The organism is Allobosea sp. LjRoot237, assembly GCF_964253285.1.
GTDB lineage: Bacteria > Pseudomonadota > Alphaproteobacteria > Rhizobiales > Beijerinckiaceae > Allobosea.
Genome location: NZ_CAXUQP020000001.1, coordinates 1,236,381 through 1,254,368, shown reverse-complemented (window position 1 = coordinate 1,254,368; position 17,988 = coordinate 1,236,381). Strand labels below are relative to the sequence as shown.

Here is a 17,988-nt window from a genome sequence, read left to right as displayed (position 1 = left end):
CTTCGGGACGCCGGCCTTTTTTCTTTATCTGCCGCAGTCTGTGGTCGGATCGAAAAGCCACAGGCCTCGCTCGACATGCGACGCCCCGCCTATCCGCCTTGACCGTGGCCGCCCCCCCAGCCATCGTGCTTGCAACGGATCCCCCCTCGCGAGGCCCCCATGCGCCGCGTTTCGCTTCTCTCCACCCTCGTCGCCGGGCTGTGCCTGGCCGGTCTCTCTGCCCAGGCGGCAGGAGGGCGCTACGTCAATCCGGCCGACCGGGCGGAAGAACGAATCATTCCGATGTACGGCAATCTGCCAGCCTGCGAGGATCCAGCCGTGCTCGGCGAGATCACCAGCTGGTTCAACTCGCGCGAGGCCAAGTTCTGGGGGCCGTTGCAGGCGATCAGCTTCGACCGCGTCCGGCCCGTCGCCTGGCGCCCCTGGGGCAGCGACTTCATTCCGCGCCGTTTCTGCACCGCTCGCGTGCTGACCAATGACGGCGTTTTGCGCCGGGTCGACTATTCGGTTCGCGAGAATCTCGGGCTGTTCGGCTGGACCTGGAACGTCAACTGGTGCGTCTCCGGCCTCGACCGCCATCGCTCCTATGCGCCCGACTGCCAGATGGCGCGCCCCTGATCCACCTGCCATGTTTCTGAAACGAGTCGCCCTCGGCCTTCTGGCCATTTGCACGATGGCCGACTCAGCCTTCGCGCAAGGCCGCTATGAGCGCGGCGGCAGCTCCGGCGACTTCGACTTCTACGTGCTCGCCCTCTCCTGGTCGCCCGGCTTCTGCGAACTCGACGGCGGCCGCGGGCGCAACCGCGAGCAATGCGCGCCCGGCGCCAACCTCGGCTTCGTCGTGCACGGTCTCTGGCCACAATATGAGCGTGGCTTCCCCAGCGATTGCGGCCCGTCGGGCCGTTCACCCTCGCGAATCGCCATGGAACAGGCCGAAGGCGTGTTCCCGACCGAGAGCCTCGCCCGCTATCAATGGCGCAAGCACGGCAGCTGCTCGGGCTCGAGCCCGGCCGATTACTTTGCCGATGCCCGCCGCGCCCGCGACAAGGTCGTGATCCCGCCCTCCTTGCAGAAAGGTGACAGCGAGCAGAGCTGGACCGCGCTCGATCTCGAACGCGCCTTCGTCGCTGCCAATGCGGGACTGCGGACCGACATGATGTCGGTCTCCTGTCGGCGCGGCGTGCTGGAGGAAGTCCGCATCTGCTTCAGCAAGGACCTACGTAATTTCAGGCCCTGCGAGGAGGTCGACCGCTCCGGTTGCCGCGCGCGGGATTTTCGCGTCAACGCGATTCGCTGATCCAGGATGAACTACCGCCACGGTTTCCATGCCGGCAATTTCGCCGATGTGCTCAAGCACGTCGTGCTGATACGCATCCTCACGCATCTCAACGCCAAGGACAAACCCTGGCGCGTGATCGACACCCATGCCGGCGCAGGCCGCTACGATCTCGGCTCCGAGGAGGCGCTGAAGACGCATGAATGGCGCGACGGCGTCGCCAGGCTCGAGCAGGCGCCGCTCGCCGCGAAGGTCGAGGATCTGTTGAGGCCTTGGCGCGAAGCCCTCGCCGCCGCCCGTGCCCGCCATGGCGCCGAGACCTATCCCGGCTCGCCCTGGCTCTGCCGACATGCCATGCGGCCCGCCGACCGCCTGATCGCAGCTGAGTTGCACGAGAACACCTATCGCAAGCTCGCCCAGGCGCTCGCCCGCGACGAGCGCTGCAAGGCACTGGAGATCGACGGCTGGACGGCCTTGCGCGCCAATGTTCCGCCGAAGGAGCGCCGCGGCCTCGTCCTGATCGACCCGCCCTTTGAGGAGAAGGACGAGTTTGCGACATTGGCGGCCGAGTTCATCGCCGCGTATCGGAAATGGCCGACCGGGATTTACGCGCTCTGGTACCCGATCAAGGATATGCGCGCCGTCGAAAGCCTGCTCGACGCCATCGACGACGCCGGCATCGGCCGCCTGCTCCGGCTTGAAATCGACGTCGACCGGCCGGACGCCGCCGGCGGCCTGAGCGCGACTGGAATGCTCGTCGTCAATCCGCCCTGGCTGTTGGCGCAGGAAGCCGAGATTCTGCTGCCCGCTTTGTGCGAACGGCTCGCGCAAGGGCCGCACCCGCGCTATCGCTGCGAGGCGATCCGCTCCGACGGCTGATCGTTCCCGTCCGCCAAGCCGAAGGCCATGACCGATGCTGATCCTGCGTTCTTCCCCCACCTCCCCCTTCGGCCGCAAGATCAAGATCGCGATTGCGGAATTGGGGTTGGATGATCGAATCGAGGTCGTGCCGGCCGACACCAACGATCCCTCAGAATCGCTCCGGCGCCAGAATCCGCTCGGCAAGGTGCCGACTCTGGTCTTCGAGGACGGCGCGACTCTGTTTGATTCGCGCGTTATCGCCGAATACCTCGATCATCTTGCCGGCGGTGGCAGGCTCTTCCCGGTCGGCGAGGCTCGCTTTGCGCAACTGCGCCTGCTGGCTCTCGCCGACGGCATCTGCGACGCGGCATTGCTACAGGTCTATGAGCTCCGCCTGCGCACGGCCGAGATGCGAAGCGCCGCCTGGATCGAGAACCAGACAGGCAAAGTGACGCGCGCCCTGGCCTCGCTCGAAGCAGCGCCGCCTGTCTATGATCGGCCGCGCATCGGCGAGATCGCGCTCGCCTGCGCCCTTGGCTATCTCGATCTGCGCTTCGAGGGGGCCTGGCGTGCCGGCCATCCCGCCTTGGTCGCCTGGCTCGACACGTTCACCGCCAAGGTTCCAGCTTTCGAAGCGACACGCTTCAAAGGCTAGGCTTTTTCAATCGACCCCGGCCACCGGAGCCGCCACTGCGACAAGCGCAACGTTGACGCAATCCGGGGACGGCAGAGTTCCATCTCCTTGGATTAGATCGCTGCGTCCGCAAGGGCGGATACCCGGAACTGCACACCCGAAATGACGGCTCGACGCGACAGACAACAAAAAACCCGGTGGCCGAAGCCACCGGGTTCGCTCTGTCTCCGGGAGGAGAAATCAGAACTTGTAGCTGAGGCGGGCGCGGACGACCGAGAAGTCGGTGCCAACCTTGGAGCCAGGAACGCCAGCAATGCTCTTCTCGCCGAGGTCGACGTACTGATACTCAACGCCAGCGATGATGTTGTTGGTGAAGGCGTACTCGACGCCGCCGCCGATGGCATAGCCGCCGGTGTGGGTGCGGTCGGACGAGAAGGCCAGAGCCGGAACCGAGGTGCTGACGTTGCCGTAAGCCCAACCACCGGTGGCGTACACCAGGAAGCGGTCGAAAGCGAAGCCAGCGCGAGCGCGGACGGTGCCGTACCACTCGGTCTTGATGTCGACCAGGCCGAGGTTGCTGCCGCTGCTCAGATCAGCGCCCTGGAAGTCGGCTTCGGCGCCGATCACGAACTGGCCGATCTGGTAGTTGTAGCCGACCTGGCCACCACCGATGAAGCCGTCGAGATCGCCGACATTGCCGAAGCCGTTGGCGTTCACGTTGCCGAAGCCATAACCGGCGTTGGCACCAACGTAGAAGCCGGTCCAGGTGAACACCGGAGCATAGACCGGAGCAACGACCGGGCCCTTGCGGCTCGGCAGGTCGGCAGCGGAGGCAGCGCCGGCGGCGAGGAGGCCGAGGGCCGCAACGCCCGAAAGCAGATACTTCTTCATGACAAACTCCTTAGTCATCGTATTTCCCGGCGCTGGCCGGCAGGTGATTTCAGTGACCCCTTTATAGGGTTTGTAGCGGGCCGTGTCTGTTGCGGCGAGAACACATCTGCTTGCCAGACCGAGGCGAAATTGCGGCACGACCCTGAACAAGAAAGGCATATTGATGAATTCCGGTTAGGCATTGTTAAGGCAGTATGAATCGCCAACCGATTACTAACGCAACGTCACCGACTACGCACGGCCATCTCATAACCGCCGCAAACGGGTTTGGGTTCCATCCCCGGCGCAAACCCGCCATGCGCCCCATGCTTGCGGCCCGCCTTTGCGCGTGCTTTAGCCGACTGGGCCCCTGCCTTCCGACCGAGACCCGCCTAAAGTGCCACCGCTTTCGATCTTCATCATAGCGCGCGACGAGGCCGATCGCATCGGGCGCACCATAACCGCGGTTCGCGATCTCAGTGATGACATCGTCGTGATCGATTCCGGCTCGACCGACGGCACCCAGGCCATCGCCTCAGATCTGGGCGCGCGCGTGATCGCGCACGCCTGGCCCGGCTATGGCCCGCAGAAGCGCTTCGCCGAAGAGCAGTGCCGCCATCCCTGGCTCCTCAACCTCGACGCAGACGAGGTGATCCCACCGGACCTCGCGGCCGAGATCGCGACTCTCTTCGCCGAGGGCGAGCCGGCCTGCGATGCCTACCGCATCCGCATCGCCGAGATATTCCCCGGTGAAGGCGCGCCGCATCGTTTCGCCTATACGCTCTCGCCAGTCCGCCTCTACCGGTCTGATAAGGGGCGCTACTCGCCCTCCCCGGTGCATGACCGCGTCGACGTCGCGCCGGATGCGCGCGTCGGCAAGCTCAAGGGCACGCTCCATCACTACTCGGTGCGTTCGCTCGGCGAGCAGATGGACAAGCTCAATACCTATAGCGACGCGCAGGCCGACGACCTCGATGCGCGCGGCGAAACACTTTCCGCCTTCCGGCTCGTGGCGGAATTTCCCGCCAACTTCATCAAGGCCTATATCGGACGGCGTCACGCTCTGCGCGGGGTCTACGGCTTCATGACCGCGATGAACTACGCCTTCTATCGCTATCTGCGCGTCGCCAAGCACTGGGAGCGCCGGCTTCGGCGTCGCGGTCCGCGCGCAAACGGAAACGGAAACGAGCATGGTGGCTGAGGTCGCCCTCGTCACCGGCGGCGCAAAGCGGATCGGCCGCGCCATCGCCCTGCGCCTTGCCGGCGCCGGCTATGCGGTCGCCATCCATTGCAACGCCTCGCGCGCCGAAGCCGAGGCTCTCGCCGCGGATCTCACTGCTGCAGGTGGGCGGGCCTGCGTCGTCGTCGCCGATCTCGCTGATCCGGCCGCCGTCGAGCGGATCGTGCCGGAAGCTGAAGCGCTACTCGGGCCTGTCAGTCTGCTCGTCAATAGCGCCTCGAGTTTCCTGGTCGACGACCTGATGGCACTGGACGTGCCCACCTGGAACCGCCAGTTCTCGGTCAATCTGCGGGCACCCTCGGTGCTCGCCGGCGCGATGGCGAACCGCCTGCCGGCGGACCGGCAGGGCGCGATCGTCAACATCGTCGACCAACGTGTCTGGAAGCTGACGCCGCAATATTACTCGTACACGCTGACCAAGGCGGCGCTGCTGACCGCGACCACGACCATGGCGCAGGCGCTGGCGCCGCGCATCCGGGTCAATGCTGTCGGCCCCGGCCCGACCTTCGCCAACCCGCATGACGGCGAGGCGCTGCTCGCGGCCGAAGCGGGCGGCACCCCGCTCGGCCACAAGGTCGAGGCCGACGATATCGCCGAGGCTGTGCTCTATCTCGCGCGCGCCAGAGCTGTCACCGGCCAGATGCTCGCCGTCGATGCCGGCCAGCACATCGCTTGGCGCACGCCCGACATCGTCGACTGAGAGAATCGGCTCAAACCGTCGCGTCGTTGCGATAGGCTTCCCGGCCGCTGGCGAGCGCGTCGGCGAGCAGATCGAGCCGGTCCTGTCCCCAGAAGATCTCGCTATCCAGCACATAGCTCGGCGCGCCGAAGACACCGGCCTCGACCGCTTCCGCGATCGCTGTCTGGTAGGCTTGGCTGGTCGAATCGCTTTCGGCCGCCTCGATCAGGCCGGCAGTATCGAGGCCAACCCGCTCGGCTGCGGCCAGAATCAGCTCGGGCCGCGACATGTCCTGCTCGCGCGCCCAGACATCGGCCAGCACCTCTCCAATAAAGCCGGCCGGATCGTCGCCGCGCGCGACGAGGGCGAGCACGATCCTGTCCGCCAGCGACACGTCATAGGGAAAGAACTTCGGGAACAGCGTCAGCGGCAGGCCGCGCCTGGCGCGCCAGCGCTGAAGCTCGAGCACGCGGTAGCGCTGCCGCACCGGGTGCCGTTTCGGCAGCGGCAGTCCGCCTGTCTCCTCGAAAACCGAGCGCAGCGGCGTCGGCCGATAGCGGACGGAAAGCCCGTGCTGCCTCGCCAGCTCCATGAAGGCGCCGTGGCCGAGATAGGTCCAGGGTGAAAGCAGCGTGAAATAATAGTCGATCTGGCGTGGCATCGGCGTCCTCGGACAAGCAAGAGCCGGACGATGCCCGCTGATGGCTGAACCGGGCAAGCTCGCCCGGTGTGAATTGTCGTGATCGCTTCGATCAACATGACAATGGCGCCGCCGCCGGAGCGGCGGCGCCATGATGAAAAATTCAGGCCGCCGCCTTGTTCTTGATGGCGCCGATGATCGCGGTGAGGATCGCGCCGCCGGCGCCACCGCTGATCAGGTTGGTGAGGATACCGCCGACGCTGAGATTGCCGCCCATCGCCGCAGCCGAAATCGCCGGCAGCAGGACCGGAATCAGCTGGCCAAGTACGCCGCCGCCGACCAGACCCGCAATGGTATTGCCGATCGTGCCGATATCGAAGGTCGGCGAAGCTTTGCCGGCCGCATTACCACCGATCGCGCCTGCGACCAGATTCATCAGGATTTGTTCCATGTTCAATCCCTCAGCCAAGGTGGATGGCGAAGGGAGGATGCCTCTCCGTCACGGCATGCGCAACTCGGCATCGATGAAAACAACACCTGCAACGGCACGTTGCGCCGACTTACGAACCGGAATCACAGGTCCGTTGCGGCGCAAGCCGGGAGAAATGACCTCTAGCCCAGCGCGATCGCCGAGATCAGGCGCCCGTAGTCGGCTTCGTGCCGGTGAGTCGTGCGCCGGTAGCTGTAGAAGCGCGCCTCGTCACCATAGGTGCACAAGGCCAGATCATAGAAGCGGCCGATCCCCGCTTCCTGGGCGCGATGGGCGATGAAGGCCGGCAGGTCGAACATCGCATGCGCCGGCCGCTCGGAAGCGTGGAAGAAGCGGGCGAAGGTCGCGTTCTCCTCCTTGAAACGCTCGCTGAACTCCGGGCCGACCTCATAAGCGGCAGCACTGATCGTCGGTCCGAGCACGGCGATGATTCGCTCGCGCCGCGCGCCGAGCTTCTCCATCTCGGTCACGGTCGAGCCGATGATGCCGGAGAAGGCGCCCTTCCAGCCGGCATGGGCCGCGCCGATCACGCCGGCCTCGCTGTCGGCAAACAGGATCGGGCCGCAATCGGCGGTGGAGACCCCGAGCGCGACACCATGCGCGATCGAGACCATCGCGTCCGCCTTGGGCCGCTCCGCCGCCCAGGGTCCGGTGACGATGGCCACATCCGGCGAATGCACCTGATGGACGCTGACCAGCCGATCGCGCTCGACACCCATCTGCCTGGCCATGCGGGCACGATTCTCGGCGATATACGCCTTGTCGTCGTTCGAGCCGAGCCCGCCGTTCAACGAGGCGTAGATTCCGGTGGAGACGCCGCCCTCGCGGGTGAAGAAGGCGTGGCGGATGCCGGGCTCATGGGCGAGGTCGGGAGAGGTGATGAACATGGCGGCGCATCCATTTTAGGGTCAGCCCTGCTCTGGCAGGCGATGAAGGTCAAATCCGGGCAGGAGCGGCAGGTTCCGCTCGGCGACCACCAGCACCTTGAAGAGCTCGCCCATCGCCGTCGGCCCGGTCTCGATCAGGCGCTGCGCGCCGCTCGCAAGCGTGTCTGCCTGTGCCGGCGTCGCGCGACGGGACAAGGCCTCGAGCCGCTGCTGCAGGCCGAGCGCCAGCAGGAAATCGCGCTGCATCACCGGGCCATGCGCGGCCGCCCCGGCAGCGAGCCCGGCCTGCGCCATCCGCGCGAAATCGACATGGACGGTGAGGTCGGCGTCGCCCGGTTCGGCCAGTACATCGACGAAGGCATGGCGTTTCAGAGCCTGCAGCGTATCGCCGAAGCCGGAGCGGGCCGGACCGTAATCGATGAAGAGCCCGGCGCCGCCTTCCGCCGCAACGTGGCGCGCAACGATCGCGACCGCCTCCAATGCGGCGGTGGGCGGCTCAAATATGGAGCCGACAGGCGTCGCGCCTCCCTTCTCCCCTTGCGGGAGAAGGTGGCCCGAAGGGCCGGATGAGGGGTCTCGCCGTGCTGAATCGCTGGCCGCCTTTGCAAGCACATCGTCTGCGGCGTCGCGCGACCCCTCACCCCAACCCTCTCCCGCACCGAAGTCGGCTGTTGCCGACTTCGGCACTTTGGGATGCTGATCTCGGGCAAGCCCGAGATCAGTGGGAGAGGAGGCCTGTGGCGCAAGACCAAAAGCCAGCAGTCCTTCGCCGTCCAGCCCGACCAGCCGCTCGCGCCAGCCTTCCGGCGTGCGGACGAATTGGTCGAGCGGCAGTGCATCGAGGAACTCGTTGGCGACGACGATCACCGGCCCTTCGAGGGCCTGCTCAATCCGGTCGTGCCATTGCGGCGTCACACCGCTTCCGGCCAGCACTACCTTCTGCCGCTCGCGCAGCACCGGGCTGGTCTCGACCAGATGGACGCAGAGCGCTTCGTGGAAGCCTGGCAACGCTCGCGCCGCCCGCAGCATGTCCTGCATCAACGTGCCGCGTCCCGGCCCGAGCTCGACGAGGCGGATGGAGGAAGACGCGCCCATCGCCTGCCAGACATTCGCGGCCCATAAGCCGATCAGCTCGCCGAAGATCTGGCTGATCTCGGGTGCGGTGGTGAAATCCCCGTCCGCGCCGAACGGGTCCTGCTTCATGTAATAGCCATGGCGCGGATGGCCGAGGCAGAGCGCCATGTAACGCGAGATGCTGATCGGGCCCTCGTCGCGGATCAGTCGCGCAAGGTCCTGCGCCAGGGGATTCACGCTGCAGCCGATCCCTGCCGCCGGCGCAGGACCAGCACGAGACCGGCCAGGAACAGCGGCACCGACAGCACCATGCCCATGGTCACCCAGCCGGTCCCGAACAGGAAGCCGAGCTGGGGATCGGGCTCGCGGAAGAATTCGCAGGTCGTGCGGGCGATGCCATAGCCCATGCCGAACAGCCCGGCCGCAAGGCCCGGCCGCTTCAGCCCGCCCAGTTTGACCACGATCATCAGGATCACCAGCAGGAGCAGCCCTTCGCTGAAGGCCTCGTAGAGCTGGCTCGGATGGCGCGGCACCGGGCCGCCGTTCGGAAACACGATCGCCCAGGGCACGTCCGGCGCTGGCCTCCCCCAGAGCTCGCCATTGACGAAATTGGCGATGCGACCAAGGAACAGGCCGATCGGCGCCACCACAGCGCCGAGATCGAGCGCCGAGAGCGGCGGATAGCCGCGCCGCCGGGCGAAGACCCATAAACCCGCCGCGGCGCCGACGAGCCCGCCATGGAAGGACATTCCGCCCTTCCACACCGCGAAGATCTCCAGCGGATCGGCGAGATAGTCGCCGAGATTATAGAACAGCACGAAGCCGAGCCGGCCACCGATCACGACGCCGAGCGCAGCGAACAGCAGAAAATCGTCGAGCGAATCCGGGTCCGGTCGCGTCCGCCCACCCCAGAGCCGCTCTGCCCCGGCGAGCTTGCGCGCATACCACCAGCCGCCGAGCAGCCCGGCGACATAGGCGAGCCCGTACCATTTGATCGAGAGCGGCCCGAGCTGGAGCGCGACCGGATCGATCACCGGGAAGGGAATGGCGAAGACGGGCATGGCACGGGTCCGGACGCGATCGCGATAACCCCTCCCCCTTGTGGGGAGGGGCAGGGGTGGGGGGCGAATGACTGGATGAGCGCTCACCAAGCGGAACGCCCCCCATCCCCATACCCTTTCCCCACAAGGGGGAAGGGAGGAGCCGGACTTGGCCAAGCTCCCCCTTGGAGGTCAAGCGAAAACCCGCGCTCCTGACATGACGAAGCGCGTGCGGCATCCTACATGCAGGTCATGAATCGCGAACGCCAAGAGCCACCCGAGCAAGAGCTGCCGGACGAGGACTTCAAGGACGAGGAGGACATCCTTCCCCCGCCCGAGGCCGCGCTCGATCCCGGTGAAGCCGCCCCCGGGGCGCTCAAGGCCGGCATCGAGGTGATCGCCGACTTTGCCAGGCACCTGCCGAACCGGCCCGGCGTCTACCGGATGTTCGATCGTGCCGGCGAGGTGCTCTATGTCGGCAAGGCCAAGAGCCTGAAGAACCGGGTCACCGCCTATGCGCGCGGCATGGCGCATACCAATGCGGTGGCGCGGATGATCGCCGAGACGGCGAACATGGAGTTCGTCACCACCGGCACCGAGACCGAGGCGCTGCTGCTCGAATCGAACCTGATCAAGCAGCTCAGGCCGCGCTACAACGTGCTGCTGCGCGACGACAAATCCTTCCCCTACATCTTCCTCTCCGGCGATCATCCGGCGCCGCAGATCGCCAAGCATCGCGGCTCGCGCCAGCGCAAGGGCGATTATTTTGGTCCCTTCGCCTCGGTCTGGGCGGTGGAGCGCACCATCGACGCGCTGCAGAAGGCCTTCCTGCTGCGCTCCTGCTCAGACAGCTATTACGAGAATCGCACACGGCCCTGCCTGCTATTCCAGATCAAGCGCTGCTCCGGCCCCTGCACCGGCGAGATCTCGCATACCGACTATCAGGGCCTCGCCGACCAGGCGCGCGCCTTCCTCTCCGGCCGCTCCTCGGCGGTGAAGGAGTTGCTCTCCAAGCGCATGCAGGCCGCGGCCGAAGAGCTCGAATTCGAGAAGGCAGCGCGCTACCGCGACCGGCTGGCGGCGCTCTCGGCGGTGCAGGCCGGGCAGGACATCAACACGCAAGGGGTCGAGGAGGCCGACGTCTTCGCCATCGACGAGCAGGCCGGGCAGTTCTGCGTCGAGATCTTCTTCTTCCGCAACAAGCAGAACTGGGGCAACCGCGCCCTCTTCCCGCGCGCCGACAAGAGCCTGACCCCGGCCGAGGTGCTGGCCTCGGTCGTCACCCAGTTCTACGACGACAAGCCGCCACCGAGGCTGGTCCTGCTCTCGCACGAGCTGGCCGAGGCCGACCTGATCGCGGAGGCGCTCTGCGCCCGCGCCGGCCGCAAGGTCGAGCTCGCGACGCCCAAGCGCGGCGAGCGGCAGGGCCTCGTCGCCCATGCGCAGAAGAACGCGCATGAGGCGCTCGCCCGCAAGCTCGCCGACAATGCCGGCCAGCAGAGCCTGCTCGCCGCGCTCGGCGAAGCCTTCGGCATGGCGAAGGCGCCGCGCCGGGTCGAGGTCTACGACAACTCGCACATCATGGGCACGAACGCCGTCGGCGGCATGGTCGTCGCCGGGCGGGACGGCTTCATGAAGAGCCATTACCGCACCTTCAACATCTCGTCCGACACCATCGCCGGCGACGATTTCGGCATGATGCGCGAGGTGCTGAAGCGGCGGTTTTCAAGGCTGGCAAAGGAGGCGGGAACCGCTTCCACATCACCGGATGAGGCTCAAGAGCCCTCCCCCCTTGTGGGGGAGGGTTGGGAGAGGGGTATCGCACCCGCAAACGCTCCCGAGGCCAGCTCACCAGACGTCGAGGGTGGCATACCCCCCTCTCTAGCTCTCCCCCACAAGGGGGGAGAGGACGCGCCTCCTCCCGAAGCGCTTGAACCCGTTCAGGCCAACGAAGACGACACCGCCTTCCCCTCCCGCCCCGACCTCGTCATCGTCGATGGCGGCAAGGGGCAGTTCGAGGCGGCGCGCAAGATCATGGCCGAATGCGGCGCCAGCGATATCGCCCTCGTCGCCATCGCCAAGGGCGAGGACCGCAACGCCATGCGCGAGACCTTCTTCATGGTCGGCCGCGAGCCGTTCAAGCTGCCGCCGCGCGATCCGGCCCTGTTCTTCATCCAGCGCCTGCGCGACGAGGCCCACCGCTTCGCGATCGGCACGCACCGCGCCAAGCGCAAGCGCGACATCAAGACAAACCCGCTCGACGAGATTCCGGGCATCGGCCCCTCCCGCAAACGGGCGCTGCTGCTGCATTTCGGCACGGTGAAGGCGATCCAACGCGCCAAGCTCGACGATCTGATGCGCACGCCCGGCGTCAATGCCGCCACCGCCAAGGCGGTCCATGCCCATTTCCACGAGCATTAGCGCGCTCATTTCGGGTGGCATCGGCGAAGCGACGAGAATTCTCGCCAGCTCACAAATTTGAGCATGTTCTCGCCGCGAAGCTGCTGTCCTTGGTGCGGGGCATGTGTGGCGAATGGCCGGGTCACACTCTTGCGTGTTGACGCTGTCATGAAGGGGCTGTTTTGGTGAGCGTCGTGACGAGTCTGAACGAAGCCATTCGCCGGCGCGGCCCCTGGTCCTTGCCGAATCTCCTGACCTATGGCCGGATCCTCGCGATTCCGGCGCTGGTCGCGCTGCTGTTCTGGCCCTGGGATGCCTGGGCACGCTGGACGGCGCTGGCGATCTACGTCGTCGCCGCCGTCACTGATTATCTCGACGGCTGGATCGCCCGCGCCTGGAGCCAGCAATCGGCGATCGGCCGCATGCTCGACCCGATCGCCGACAAGCTGCTGGTCTGCGCCCTGCTGCTGATGCTGGTCCATACCGAGACGATCAAGGGCTGGGCGATCTGGGCAGCGATCGTCATCCTCTGCCGCGAGATCCTGGTCTCGGGCTTGCGCGAGTTTCTGGCGGAGCTGAAGGTCAGCGTCCCCGTCAGCAAGGTCGCCAAATACAAGACCACCGCGCAATTGTTCGCGCTCGGCTTCCTTGTCGCCGGCCCCGCTGGCGACAAGGTCCTGCCTTACAACACCCAGATCGGGATCGTGATGCTGTGGATCGCGGCTGTGCTGACGATCTACACCGGCTGGGATTATCTCAACTCCGGCATCCGCCACCTCGTCGAGGAGGACGAGCGCGCGCCATGAGCACCGTCATCACCGAGCCTGCCGGCCTGCGCCTGGTCTATTTCGCCTGGGTGCGCGAGCGCATCGGCCTCACCGACGAGACCGTCACGCCGCCCGCCGGCACCGCGACCGTCGCCGACCTCGTGCGCTGGCTGAAGACGCGTGGCGAAGGCTATGAACTCGCTTTCGAGAACGAGGCGATCGTCCGCGCGGCGATCGACCAGACCCATGCCAAGCCCGCGACATCGATCGCCGGCGCGCGCGAGATCGCCTTCTTCCCGCCGATGACGGGGGGGTAGATGACCGGCGCGGCATCCTTCCATCATTGCGAGCGCAGCGAAGCAATCCAGAAGGGCCCGCTCCGCTGCTCCTGGGCTGCTTCGTCGGCTGCGCCTCCTCGCAACGACGGCAGAGCGCCATGACGCCGCTCGTCCGCATCCAGCGCGAGGATTTCGACATCGGTGCCGAGATCGCGGCACTGACGGCTGGCAATGCGAACATCGGCGCCGTCGTCAGCTTCGCCGGATTGTGCCGCGACGAGAGCGGGCGCCTCACCGCGCTCGAGCTCGAGCACTATCCCGGCATGGCCGAGGCCGAGATCGCGCGTGTCGCCGCTGAAGCAGCTGCGCGCTGGCCGCTTTCCGGCCTCGTCGCCATCCACCGCTTCGGGCTGATCAGGCCGGGCGAGCAGATCGTGTTGGTGATCGCGACCTCGAGCCATCGGCGCGAGGCCTTCGAGGCCGCCGACTTTCTGATGGACTATCTCAAGACCCGCGCCCCGTTCTGGAAGCGCGAGCACCTCGCCGACGGTACGCTGGGCGGCTGGGTCGAGGCCAAGGCGGATGACGACGATGCGGCAAGACGCTGGGAACAGGGTTCCTGATCGACTGACATCGCTCTTGCTGGGCGGCGCGCTCCTACTGCTGCCCGCGCTTGCCCTGGCGGTATCGCCCGAGCCTAAGACCTTCCGCGACTGGATGGCCGGCTGCGACAATCGCAAGAGCTGCGCGGCGCTGTCGCTCCCACCCCTCGTCGCCGACACGACTGCCTATCTGCGTCTGGAGCGCCCCGCCGGGCCGGACAGCGCAGCCAGCCTGATCCTGCGGCTGAGTGGCGACTGGAAGACACCGCCGGCGACCGTCGAGCTCAAGCTCGACGGCACTCCCTTCCCCGCCGCCGGCAAAGCCATGCCGGTCACCGCCAACGACAATATCGCCACCCTGACCTTCCAGCCGGCCGATACGGCGGCGCTCATCGACGCCGCGCGCAAGGCGACGAAGCTGTCGATCGCGGCGCCCGGCCTGTTGGCCGAGATCTCGCTCTCCGGCGCCGTCGCAGCCCTGCTCTGGATCGACGAGCAGCAGAGCAGGCTCAACACGCCGTCTGCCCTGATCCGGAAGGGCAGCGCCGGCGCCGCCCCCGCCGCTCCGGCCCTGCCGGTGATCACGGCCAGACCTGCCAGCGGCACGCTCTCGGAGAAGGGCGGCAAGGCGCTCGCCGCCGCCCTGCGCAAGCACATCAAGCAGCGCGATCCGGACCTGTGTGGCGACGATGCGAGCCCGGCGGTCGCCGACGAGGCCTGGCCGCTCGACGGCAAGCGCAGCCTCGTCGCGCTCACCTGCTCGCTCGGCGTCTACAACGCCTCCAACGCCTTCTGGATCGTCGAGGGCAATGCGGTGACGACAGCGAAGCCCGTGAACTTTCCGCAGAACGACGGCGGCGCGACGAACATGCTGACCAACGGCGAGTTCGAACCGAAGACCGGCCGCATCAGCTACTTCGCAAAGGGGCGTGGTATCGGCGATTGCGGCGTCGCCGGCGGCTATGCCTGGACGGGCTCCAGCTTCGTCCTGACCGAGCTGAGCATGATGGGCGAATGCCGCGGCATCGGCTCGGACGACTGGATCACGCTGTTCCGCAGCGAAGTGAAAACCGCGAGGTAGATCGTGAATCCTGCCTCACACTCCCGCCGTCATTCCGGCTGGAGCGAAGCGGAATGCCGGAATCCATCGCAGGGCACTACGATGGATTCCGGAGCTGCGCCGCCATTGCGGCTTGTCCGGAATGACGGGGAGGTAATGGCTTCGTTCAGGCCGCAGCCTTGGACTTCAGCCGGACCTCGTCCGAATAGTCCTCCATGATCACCTTGCCCATATTGCCGGTGATGAACTTGTAGGGGCCGATCTCTGAGACCAGCGTCACCTCGGCGGCCGAGCCGGTGATGAAGCACTCAGCGAAGCCTTCGAGCTCTTCCGGCCGGATCCGGCGCTCGACCACCTCGAAGCCGCGCTTCTTGCAAAGATCGAGCACCGACTGGCGGGTGATGCCGTTCAGGAAGCGATCGGCCAGCGGGGTGTGGACCACGCCGTCCTTGATGAAGAAGATGTTGGCGCCGGTGCATTCGGCGACATTGCCTTCCCAGTCGAGCATCATCGCGTCGGCATAGCCGCCGCGCTCCGCCTTGTGCTTGGACAGCGAGCAGATCATGTAGAGTCCCGCCGCCTTGGCATGAACCGGCGCGCAGGCCGGGTCGGGCCGCCGATACTCGGCGACGTCGAGGCGCACGCCCTTCAGCTTCTGCGCCATGTCGAACATGCTCGGCCACTCCCACACCGCGATCGCCGTGTGGATGGTGTTGTTCATGCCCGAGACCGCCATCATCTCCGAGCCGCGCCAGGCGACCGGGCGGACATAGGCGTCCTTCAGCCCATTCTCCTTCAGGCAGAGATATTTGGCGGCGTCGATCTCGGCGACCGAGTACGGGATCGTGAAATCCATGATCTCGGCCGACTTGTGGAAGCGCTGCGAGTGCTCGGTGCACTTGTAGATCACGCCGTCATAGGAGCGCTCGCCCTCGAAGACGCAGGAGCCGTAGTGCAGGCCGTGGGTGAGTACGTGCACCTTGGCTTCCTTCCACGGCACGAGCTTGCCGTCGAACCAGATGACGCCGTCGCGCTGGTCGAAAGGAATGACAGACATGGTACAGTCCTCCAGATGCTTTTCTTGCAGGCACTCCGCCACAGGCCGAAAGGGCGTGCAAGCGCGGTATCAATGCTGCGCCGAAACCGGCACATGCGACATAATCGGTCGCCCCGCGTGCTTGACCGGTAATCTTGCGTCTGAGATATGTCAACAAGGCTGACATAAAAAATGAGCGTGATGGTGAGCACATCCGTATTGCATCCAGTGCCTGCCGCTCCGTCGGACGCGCCACCTGTCGACGTGCCCTACGATCTGATCGAGCTCTTCTTCTTCGCCTATCGCGACTTCGTCGGCGATCCCGACCGCATCCTCGCCGATTACGGCTTCGGCCGCGCCCATCATCGCGTGCTGCACTTCGTCCAGCGCCGGCCGGGGCTGACCATCGCCGAGCTGCTCGACATCCTGCAGATCACCAAGCAGAGCCTGAACCGGGTCCTGAAGGAGCTGGTCGAGACCGGCTTCGTCGAGTCGCGCACGGGGACGCAGGACAAGCGCCAGCGCAATCTCCACGCGACCACCGCCGGCCGCGAGCTCGCTGTCAGGCTGGCGCAGTTGCAGGCCAGGCGCATCAACGGCGCGCTCGCCCTCGTTGGGCCCGAAGCGGGTGAAGTCGTCGCACGCTATCTGGCGGGCATGATCGACCCATCCGAGCGCACGAAGGTGCAGGACCTGCTCGCCGAGCCGCGATGAGAACGAGACGACGATACAGGATGATGATGCGCAGGATTCTCTTCGGCTTCGCCGCCTTGACGAGCTTCATGACCGCGGCGGCAGCGCAGGACGTGACCGCGAGCCTCAAGGGGCCCGCCGCCGAGACCGTCGCCCGCTATCTCAAGCAGACCCGCATTGCCTGCTACACGCAGCAGGGCGAGCAGAAGTGCCCGATCATCGACACCGCCACCAATGCCAGCCTGTTCCATGGCAGCTTCAGCAACGATCCGACCCCCTATGCGGTCGCCTTCGTCGGCTATCAGTACGACCAGACCGGCAACGCCGTGAACCAGATGGCGATCGTGTTCAAGGAAACCAGCGGCCGCTGGACGCCGGTCGGTCGCGCTGATGAGACGGTCGGTATGGAGCCGCGGCAGATCCAGTTCGGCCAAGGCGTCATCACCTATACCGGCACCGTCCTCGGACGGAATGATTCGCGCGCTAATCCAAGCGGCCGCGGCCGCTTCAGCCTGAAGGTCACCGACCGGGGTGTCACCTTTGGCAAGGCGGGCCGATGAGAAGAAGTCAGCTCCTGCGGCGCGCCGCTCCCGCCGCAGGCGTTGCAGAACGTTAGACAATGTTATCTGAGGCGAGCCCCGGCGCGGGCCTGCGCCCGGGTAGCCTGTGCTATCCTTGTGCGCAGGTAGCGGCGCGTCAGCCGGCGCCGGAGGCGGAAAGAGGAGCCCAGATGGCGGCCAGCGTGCTCAAGCCAGTGCCCGACGAGGCCCCGCATATCCTGGTGGTCGACGATGACCGCCGCCTGCGCGACCTCCTGGCGCGATTCCTCGGCGACCATGGCTACCGCGTCACCACCGCCGCCAGCGCGGCCGACGCTGATTCCCGGCTCGGCCGTCTCGTCTTCGACGCCATGGTGCTCGATGTGATGATGCCGGGCGAGAACGGCTTCGACTTCGCCCGCCGCCTGCGCCAGACCACGCAGGTGCCGATCCTGATGCTGACCGCGCGTGCCGACTCGAACGACCGCATCAATGGCCTGGAGATCGGCGTCGACGACTACCTCGCCAAGCCCTTCGAGCCGCGCGAGCTGATCCTGCGCCTCGGCAACGTCCTGAAGCGCAACGCCCAGCCCGAAACGCCCACTGCGCCGCCGCGGCCGGACTATGTCCGCTTCGGCCCTTTCGTCTTCGGCCTCGCCCGCGGCGAGCTGCGCCAAGGCGAGGAATCGATCCGCCTGACCGAACGCGAGCGCGAAATCCTGACCGCGCTGGCCGAGCGCGCCGGCGAGCATGTCCCGCGCGAGCAGCTCGCCAACCAGGGCTCAGCCGCCAACGACCGCACCATCGACGTGCAGATCAATCGCTTACGTCGCAAGATCGAGCGCGATCCGGCCGATCCGCTCTATCTCCAGACCGTGCGCGGCATCGGCTACCGTCTCGTGATCGACAGGTCCTGATCGGC

At 66.3% G+C, this 17,988-nt stretch carries 21 protein-coding genes; 14 read left to right on the top strand and 7 right to left on the bottom strand.

All coding sequences use genetic code 11. The annotated features are described in order from the left end of the window. Positions 1 to 159 precede the first annotated feature (159 nt). Genes ACSQ24_RS06040 through ACSQ24_RS06025 form a run of 4 tightly spaced genes read left to right on the top strand, consistent with a single transcriptional unit; the run spans position 160 to position 2,792 of the window. On the top strand, positions 160 to 618 hold the full coding sequence (locus ACSQ24_RS06040; protein WP_436093812.1) for a hypothetical protein: 459 nt from the start codon (positions 160 to 162) through the stop codon (positions 616 to 618). A gap of 55 nt (positions 619 to 673) precedes the next feature. After that, the gene (locus ACSQ24_RS06035; protein WP_436093811.1) at positions 674 to 1,297 is read left to right on the top strand and encodes a ribonuclease T2 family protein; all 624 of its coding nucleotides are present in this window, start codon (positions 674 to 676) and stop codon (positions 1,295 to 1,297) included. Positions 1,298 to 1,303: 6 nt separating this feature from the next. Then, on the top strand, positions 1,304 to 2,155 hold the full coding sequence (locus ACSQ24_RS06030; RefSeq protein WP_436093810.1) for a 23S rRNA (adenine(2030)-N(6))-methyltransferase RlmJ: 852 nt from the start codon (positions 1,304 to 1,306) through the stop codon (positions 2,153 to 2,155). Positions 2,156 to 2,189: 34 nt separating this feature from the next. After that, positions 2,190 to 2,792, top strand: coding sequence for a glutathione S-transferase family protein (locus ACSQ24_RS06025; RefSeq protein WP_436093809.1), 603 nt, complete (start codon positions 2,190 to 2,192; stop codon positions 2,790 to 2,792). Positions 2,793 to 3,011: 219 nt separating this feature from the next. Here the strand turns inward: ACSQ24_RS06025 and ACSQ24_RS06020 are convergent, their stop codons facing one another. Next, positions 3,012 to 3,662 (bottom strand): outer membrane protein, encoded by a 651-nt coding sequence (locus tag ACSQ24_RS06020; RefSeq protein WP_436093808.1) that lies wholly within the window; start codon positions 3,660 to 3,662, stop codon positions 3,012 to 3,014. 376 nt (positions 3,663 to 4,038) lie between these two features. Between ACSQ24_RS06020 and ACSQ24_RS06015 the strand changes: the two genes are divergently transcribed. Together ACSQ24_RS06015 and ACSQ24_RS06010 are read left to right on the top strand one after the other, a co-directional pair. Then, positions 4,039 to 4,842, top strand: a complete 804-nt coding sequence (locus ACSQ24_RS06015) for a glycosyltransferase family 2 protein (RefSeq protein ID WP_436093807.1) — start codon at positions 4,039 to 4,041, stop codon at positions 4,840 to 4,842. Beyond that, a complete protein-coding gene (locus tag ACSQ24_RS06010) occupies positions 4,832 to 5,581 on the top strand; it encodes an SDR family oxidoreductase (protein WP_436093806.1) in 750 nt (249 codons plus the stop codon). Before ACSQ24_RS06015 ends, ACSQ24_RS06010 begins: the two co-directional genes overlap by 11 nt. 10 nt (positions 5,582 to 5,591) lie before the next feature. Here the strand turns inward: ACSQ24_RS06010 and ACSQ24_RS06005 are convergent, their stop codons facing one another. The 5 genes from ACSQ24_RS06005 to lgt all read right to left on the bottom strand — a co-directional run bounded on the left by ACSQ24_RS06005 (position 5,592) and on the right by lgt (position 9,712). Beyond that, positions 5,592 to 6,221: a 2-hydroxychromene-2-carboxylate isomerase gene (locus tag ACSQ24_RS06005; RefSeq protein WP_436093805.1), complete on the bottom strand. Its 630-nt coding sequence runs from the start codon at positions 6,219 to 6,221 to the stop codon at positions 5,592 to 5,594. Between the two features lie 142 nt (positions 6,222 to 6,363). Beyond that, positions 6,364 to 6,651 carry a hypothetical protein gene (locus tag ACSQ24_RS06000; protein ID WP_110488819.1) on the bottom strand — a complete coding sequence of 96 codons (288 nt, stop codon included), beginning with the start codon at positions 6,649 to 6,651 and terminating at the stop codon, positions 6,364 to 6,366. Positions 6,652 to 6,812: 161 nt separating this feature from the next. Further along, positions 6,813 to 7,577: a peptidoglycan editing factor PgeF gene (pgeF, locus tag ACSQ24_RS05995; RefSeq protein WP_436093804.1), complete on the bottom strand. Its 765-nt coding sequence runs from the start codon at positions 7,575 to 7,577 to the stop codon at positions 6,813 to 6,815. Between the two features lie 21 nt (positions 7,578 to 7,598). Then, the gene (locus ACSQ24_RS05990) at positions 7,599 to 8,888 is read right to left on the bottom strand and encodes a class I SAM-dependent methyltransferase (RefSeq protein WP_436093803.1); all 1,290 of its coding nucleotides are present in this window, start codon (positions 8,886 to 8,888) and stop codon (positions 7,599 to 7,601) included. After that, the gene (gene lgt, locus ACSQ24_RS05985; protein WP_436093802.1) at positions 8,885 to 9,712 is read right to left on the bottom strand and encodes a prolipoprotein diacylglyceryl transferase; all 828 of its coding nucleotides are present in this window, start codon (positions 9,710 to 9,712) and stop codon (positions 8,885 to 8,887) included. The genes ACSQ24_RS05990 and lgt overlap by 4 nt, the downstream gene beginning before the upstream one ends. Before the next feature lie 231 nt (positions 9,713 to 9,943). On the opposite strand from lgt, the gene uvrC reads away from it, so the two are divergent. The 5 genes from uvrC to ACSQ24_RS05960 all read left to right on the top strand — a co-directional run bounded on the left by uvrC (position 9,944) and on the right by ACSQ24_RS05960 (position 14,819). Next, positions 9,944 to 12,112 (top strand): excinuclease ABC subunit UvrC, encoded by a 2,169-nt coding sequence (gene uvrC / locus ACSQ24_RS05980; RefSeq protein ID WP_436093801.1) that lies wholly within the window; start codon positions 9,944 to 9,946, stop codon positions 12,110 to 12,112. A gap of 173 nt (positions 12,113 to 12,285) precedes the next feature. Beyond that, positions 12,286 to 12,897 (top strand): CDP-diacylglycerol--glycerol-3-phosphate 3-phosphatidyltransferase, encoded by a 612-nt coding sequence (pgsA, locus tag ACSQ24_RS05975; RefSeq protein WP_436093800.1) that lies wholly within the window; start codon positions 12,286 to 12,288, stop codon positions 12,895 to 12,897. A gap of 26 nt (positions 12,898 to 12,923) precedes the next feature. Then, a complete protein-coding gene (gene moaD / locus ACSQ24_RS05970) occupies positions 12,924 to 13,175 on the top strand; it encodes a molybdopterin converting factor subunit 1 (protein WP_436097831.1) in 252 nt (83 codons plus the stop codon). Between the two features lie 119 nt (positions 13,176 to 13,294). Further along, positions 13,295 to 13,759, top strand: coding sequence for a molybdenum cofactor biosynthesis protein MoaE (locus ACSQ24_RS05965; RefSeq protein WP_436093799.1), 465 nt, complete (start codon positions 13,295 to 13,297; stop codon positions 13,757 to 13,759). Beyond that, on the top strand, positions 13,728 to 14,819 hold the full coding sequence (locus ACSQ24_RS05960; RefSeq protein ID WP_436093798.1) for a DUF1176 domain-containing protein: 1,092 nt from the start codon (positions 13,728 to 13,730) through the stop codon (positions 14,817 to 14,819). The genes ACSQ24_RS05965 and ACSQ24_RS05960 overlap by 32 nt, the downstream gene beginning before the upstream one ends. A 145-nt stretch (positions 14,820 to 14,964) precedes the next feature. Here the strand turns inward: ACSQ24_RS05960 and ACSQ24_RS05955 are convergent, their stop codons facing one another. Further along, the gene (locus ACSQ24_RS05955; protein WP_436093797.1) at positions 14,965 to 15,855 is read right to left on the bottom strand and encodes a branched-chain amino acid aminotransferase; all 891 of its coding nucleotides are present in this window, start codon (positions 15,853 to 15,855) and stop codon (positions 14,965 to 14,967) included. 180 nt (positions 15,856 to 16,035) lie between these two features. On the opposite strand from ACSQ24_RS05955, the gene ACSQ24_RS05950 reads away from it, so the two are divergent. The 3 genes from ACSQ24_RS05950 (at position 16,036) to ACSQ24_RS05940 (ending at position 17,983) form a co-directional block, all read left to right on the top strand. Next, a complete protein-coding gene (locus ACSQ24_RS05950) occupies positions 16,036 to 16,548 on the top strand; it encodes a MarR family winged helix-turn-helix transcriptional regulator (RefSeq protein WP_436093796.1) in 513 nt (170 codons plus the stop codon). Positions 16,549 to 16,574: 26 nt separating this feature from the next. Continuing rightward, on the top strand, positions 16,575 to 17,087 hold the full coding sequence (locus tag ACSQ24_RS05945) for a hypothetical protein (RefSeq protein WP_436093795.1): 513 nt from the start codon (positions 16,575 to 16,577) through the stop codon (positions 17,085 to 17,087). 170 nt (positions 17,088 to 17,257) lie between these two features. Beyond that, positions 17,258 to 17,983, top strand: a complete 726-nt coding sequence (locus ACSQ24_RS05940; RefSeq protein ID WP_436093794.1) for a response regulator — start codon at positions 17,258 to 17,260, stop codon at positions 17,981 to 17,983. Positions 17,984 to 17,988: the final 5 nt, after the last annotated feature.

Excerpts from the sequence above, each read along its gene's own strand:
- ACSQ24_RS06010 (WP_436093806.1), top strand. The coding sequence starts at position 4,832 with ATGGTGGCTGAGGTCGCCCTCGTCACCGGCGGCGCAAAGCGGATCGGC.
- ACSQ24_RS05940 (WP_436093794.1), top strand. The coding sequence starts at position 17,258 with ATGGCGGCCAGCGTGCTCAAGCCAGTGCCCGACGAGGCCCCGCATATC.
- ACSQ24_RS06025 (WP_436093809.1), top strand. The coding sequence starts at position 2,190 with ATGCTGATCCTGCGTTCTTCCCCCACCTCCCCCTTCGGCCGCAAGATC.
- ACSQ24_RS05955 (WP_436093797.1), bottom strand. The coding sequence starts at position 15,855 with ATGTCTGTCATTCCTTTCGACCAGCGCGACGGCGTCATCTGGTTCGAC.
- ACSQ24_RS06030 (WP_436093810.1), top strand. The coding sequence starts at position 1,304 with ATGAACTACCGCCACGGTTTCCATGCCGGCAATTTCGCCGATGTGCTC.
- ACSQ24_RS06040 (WP_436093812.1), top strand. The coding sequence starts at position 160 with ATGCGCCGCGTTTCGCTTCTCTCCACCCTCGTCGCCGGGCTGTGCCTG.
- ACSQ24_RS05965 (WP_436093799.1), top strand. The coding sequence starts at position 13,295 with ATGACGCCGCTCGTCCGCATCCAGCGCGAGGATTTCGACATCGGTGCC.
- ACSQ24_RS06000 (WP_110488819.1), bottom strand. The coding sequence starts at position 6,651 with ATGGAACAAATCCTGATGAATCTGGTCGCAGGCGCGATCGGTGGTAAT.
- ACSQ24_RS06005 (WP_436093805.1), bottom strand. The coding sequence starts at position 6,221 with ATGCCACGCCAGATCGACTATTATTTCACGCTGCTTTCACCCTGGACC.
- ACSQ24_RS05950 (WP_436093796.1), top strand. The coding sequence starts at position 16,036 with ATGGTGAGCACATCCGTATTGCATCCAGTGCCTGCCGCTCCGTCGGAC.
- ACSQ24_RS06035 (WP_436093811.1), top strand. The coding sequence starts at position 674 with ATGGCCGACTCAGCCTTCGCGCAAGGCCGCTATGAGCGCGGCGGCAGC.
- ACSQ24_RS05945 (WP_436093795.1), top strand. The coding sequence starts at position 16,575 with ATGCGCAGGATTCTCTTCGGCTTCGCCGCCTTGACGAGCTTCATGACC.
- uvrC (WP_436093801.1), top strand. The coding sequence starts at position 9,944 with ATGAATCGCGAACGCCAAGAGCCACCCGAGCAAGAGCTGCCGGACGAG.
- ACSQ24_RS06020 (WP_436093808.1), bottom strand. The coding sequence starts at position 3,662 with ATGAAGAAGTATCTGCTTTCGGGCGTTGCGGCCCTCGGCCTCCTCGCC.
- pgeF (WP_436093804.1), bottom strand. The coding sequence starts at position 7,577 with ATGTTCATCACCTCTCCCGACCTCGCCCATGAGCCCGGCATCCGCCAC.
- lgt (WP_436093802.1), bottom strand. The coding sequence starts at position 9,712 with ATGCCCGTCTTCGCCATTCCCTTCCCGGTGATCGATCCGGTCGCGCTC.
- ACSQ24_RS05960 (WP_436093798.1), top strand. The coding sequence starts at position 13,728 with ATGCGGCAAGACGCTGGGAACAGGGTTCCTGATCGACTGACATCGCTC.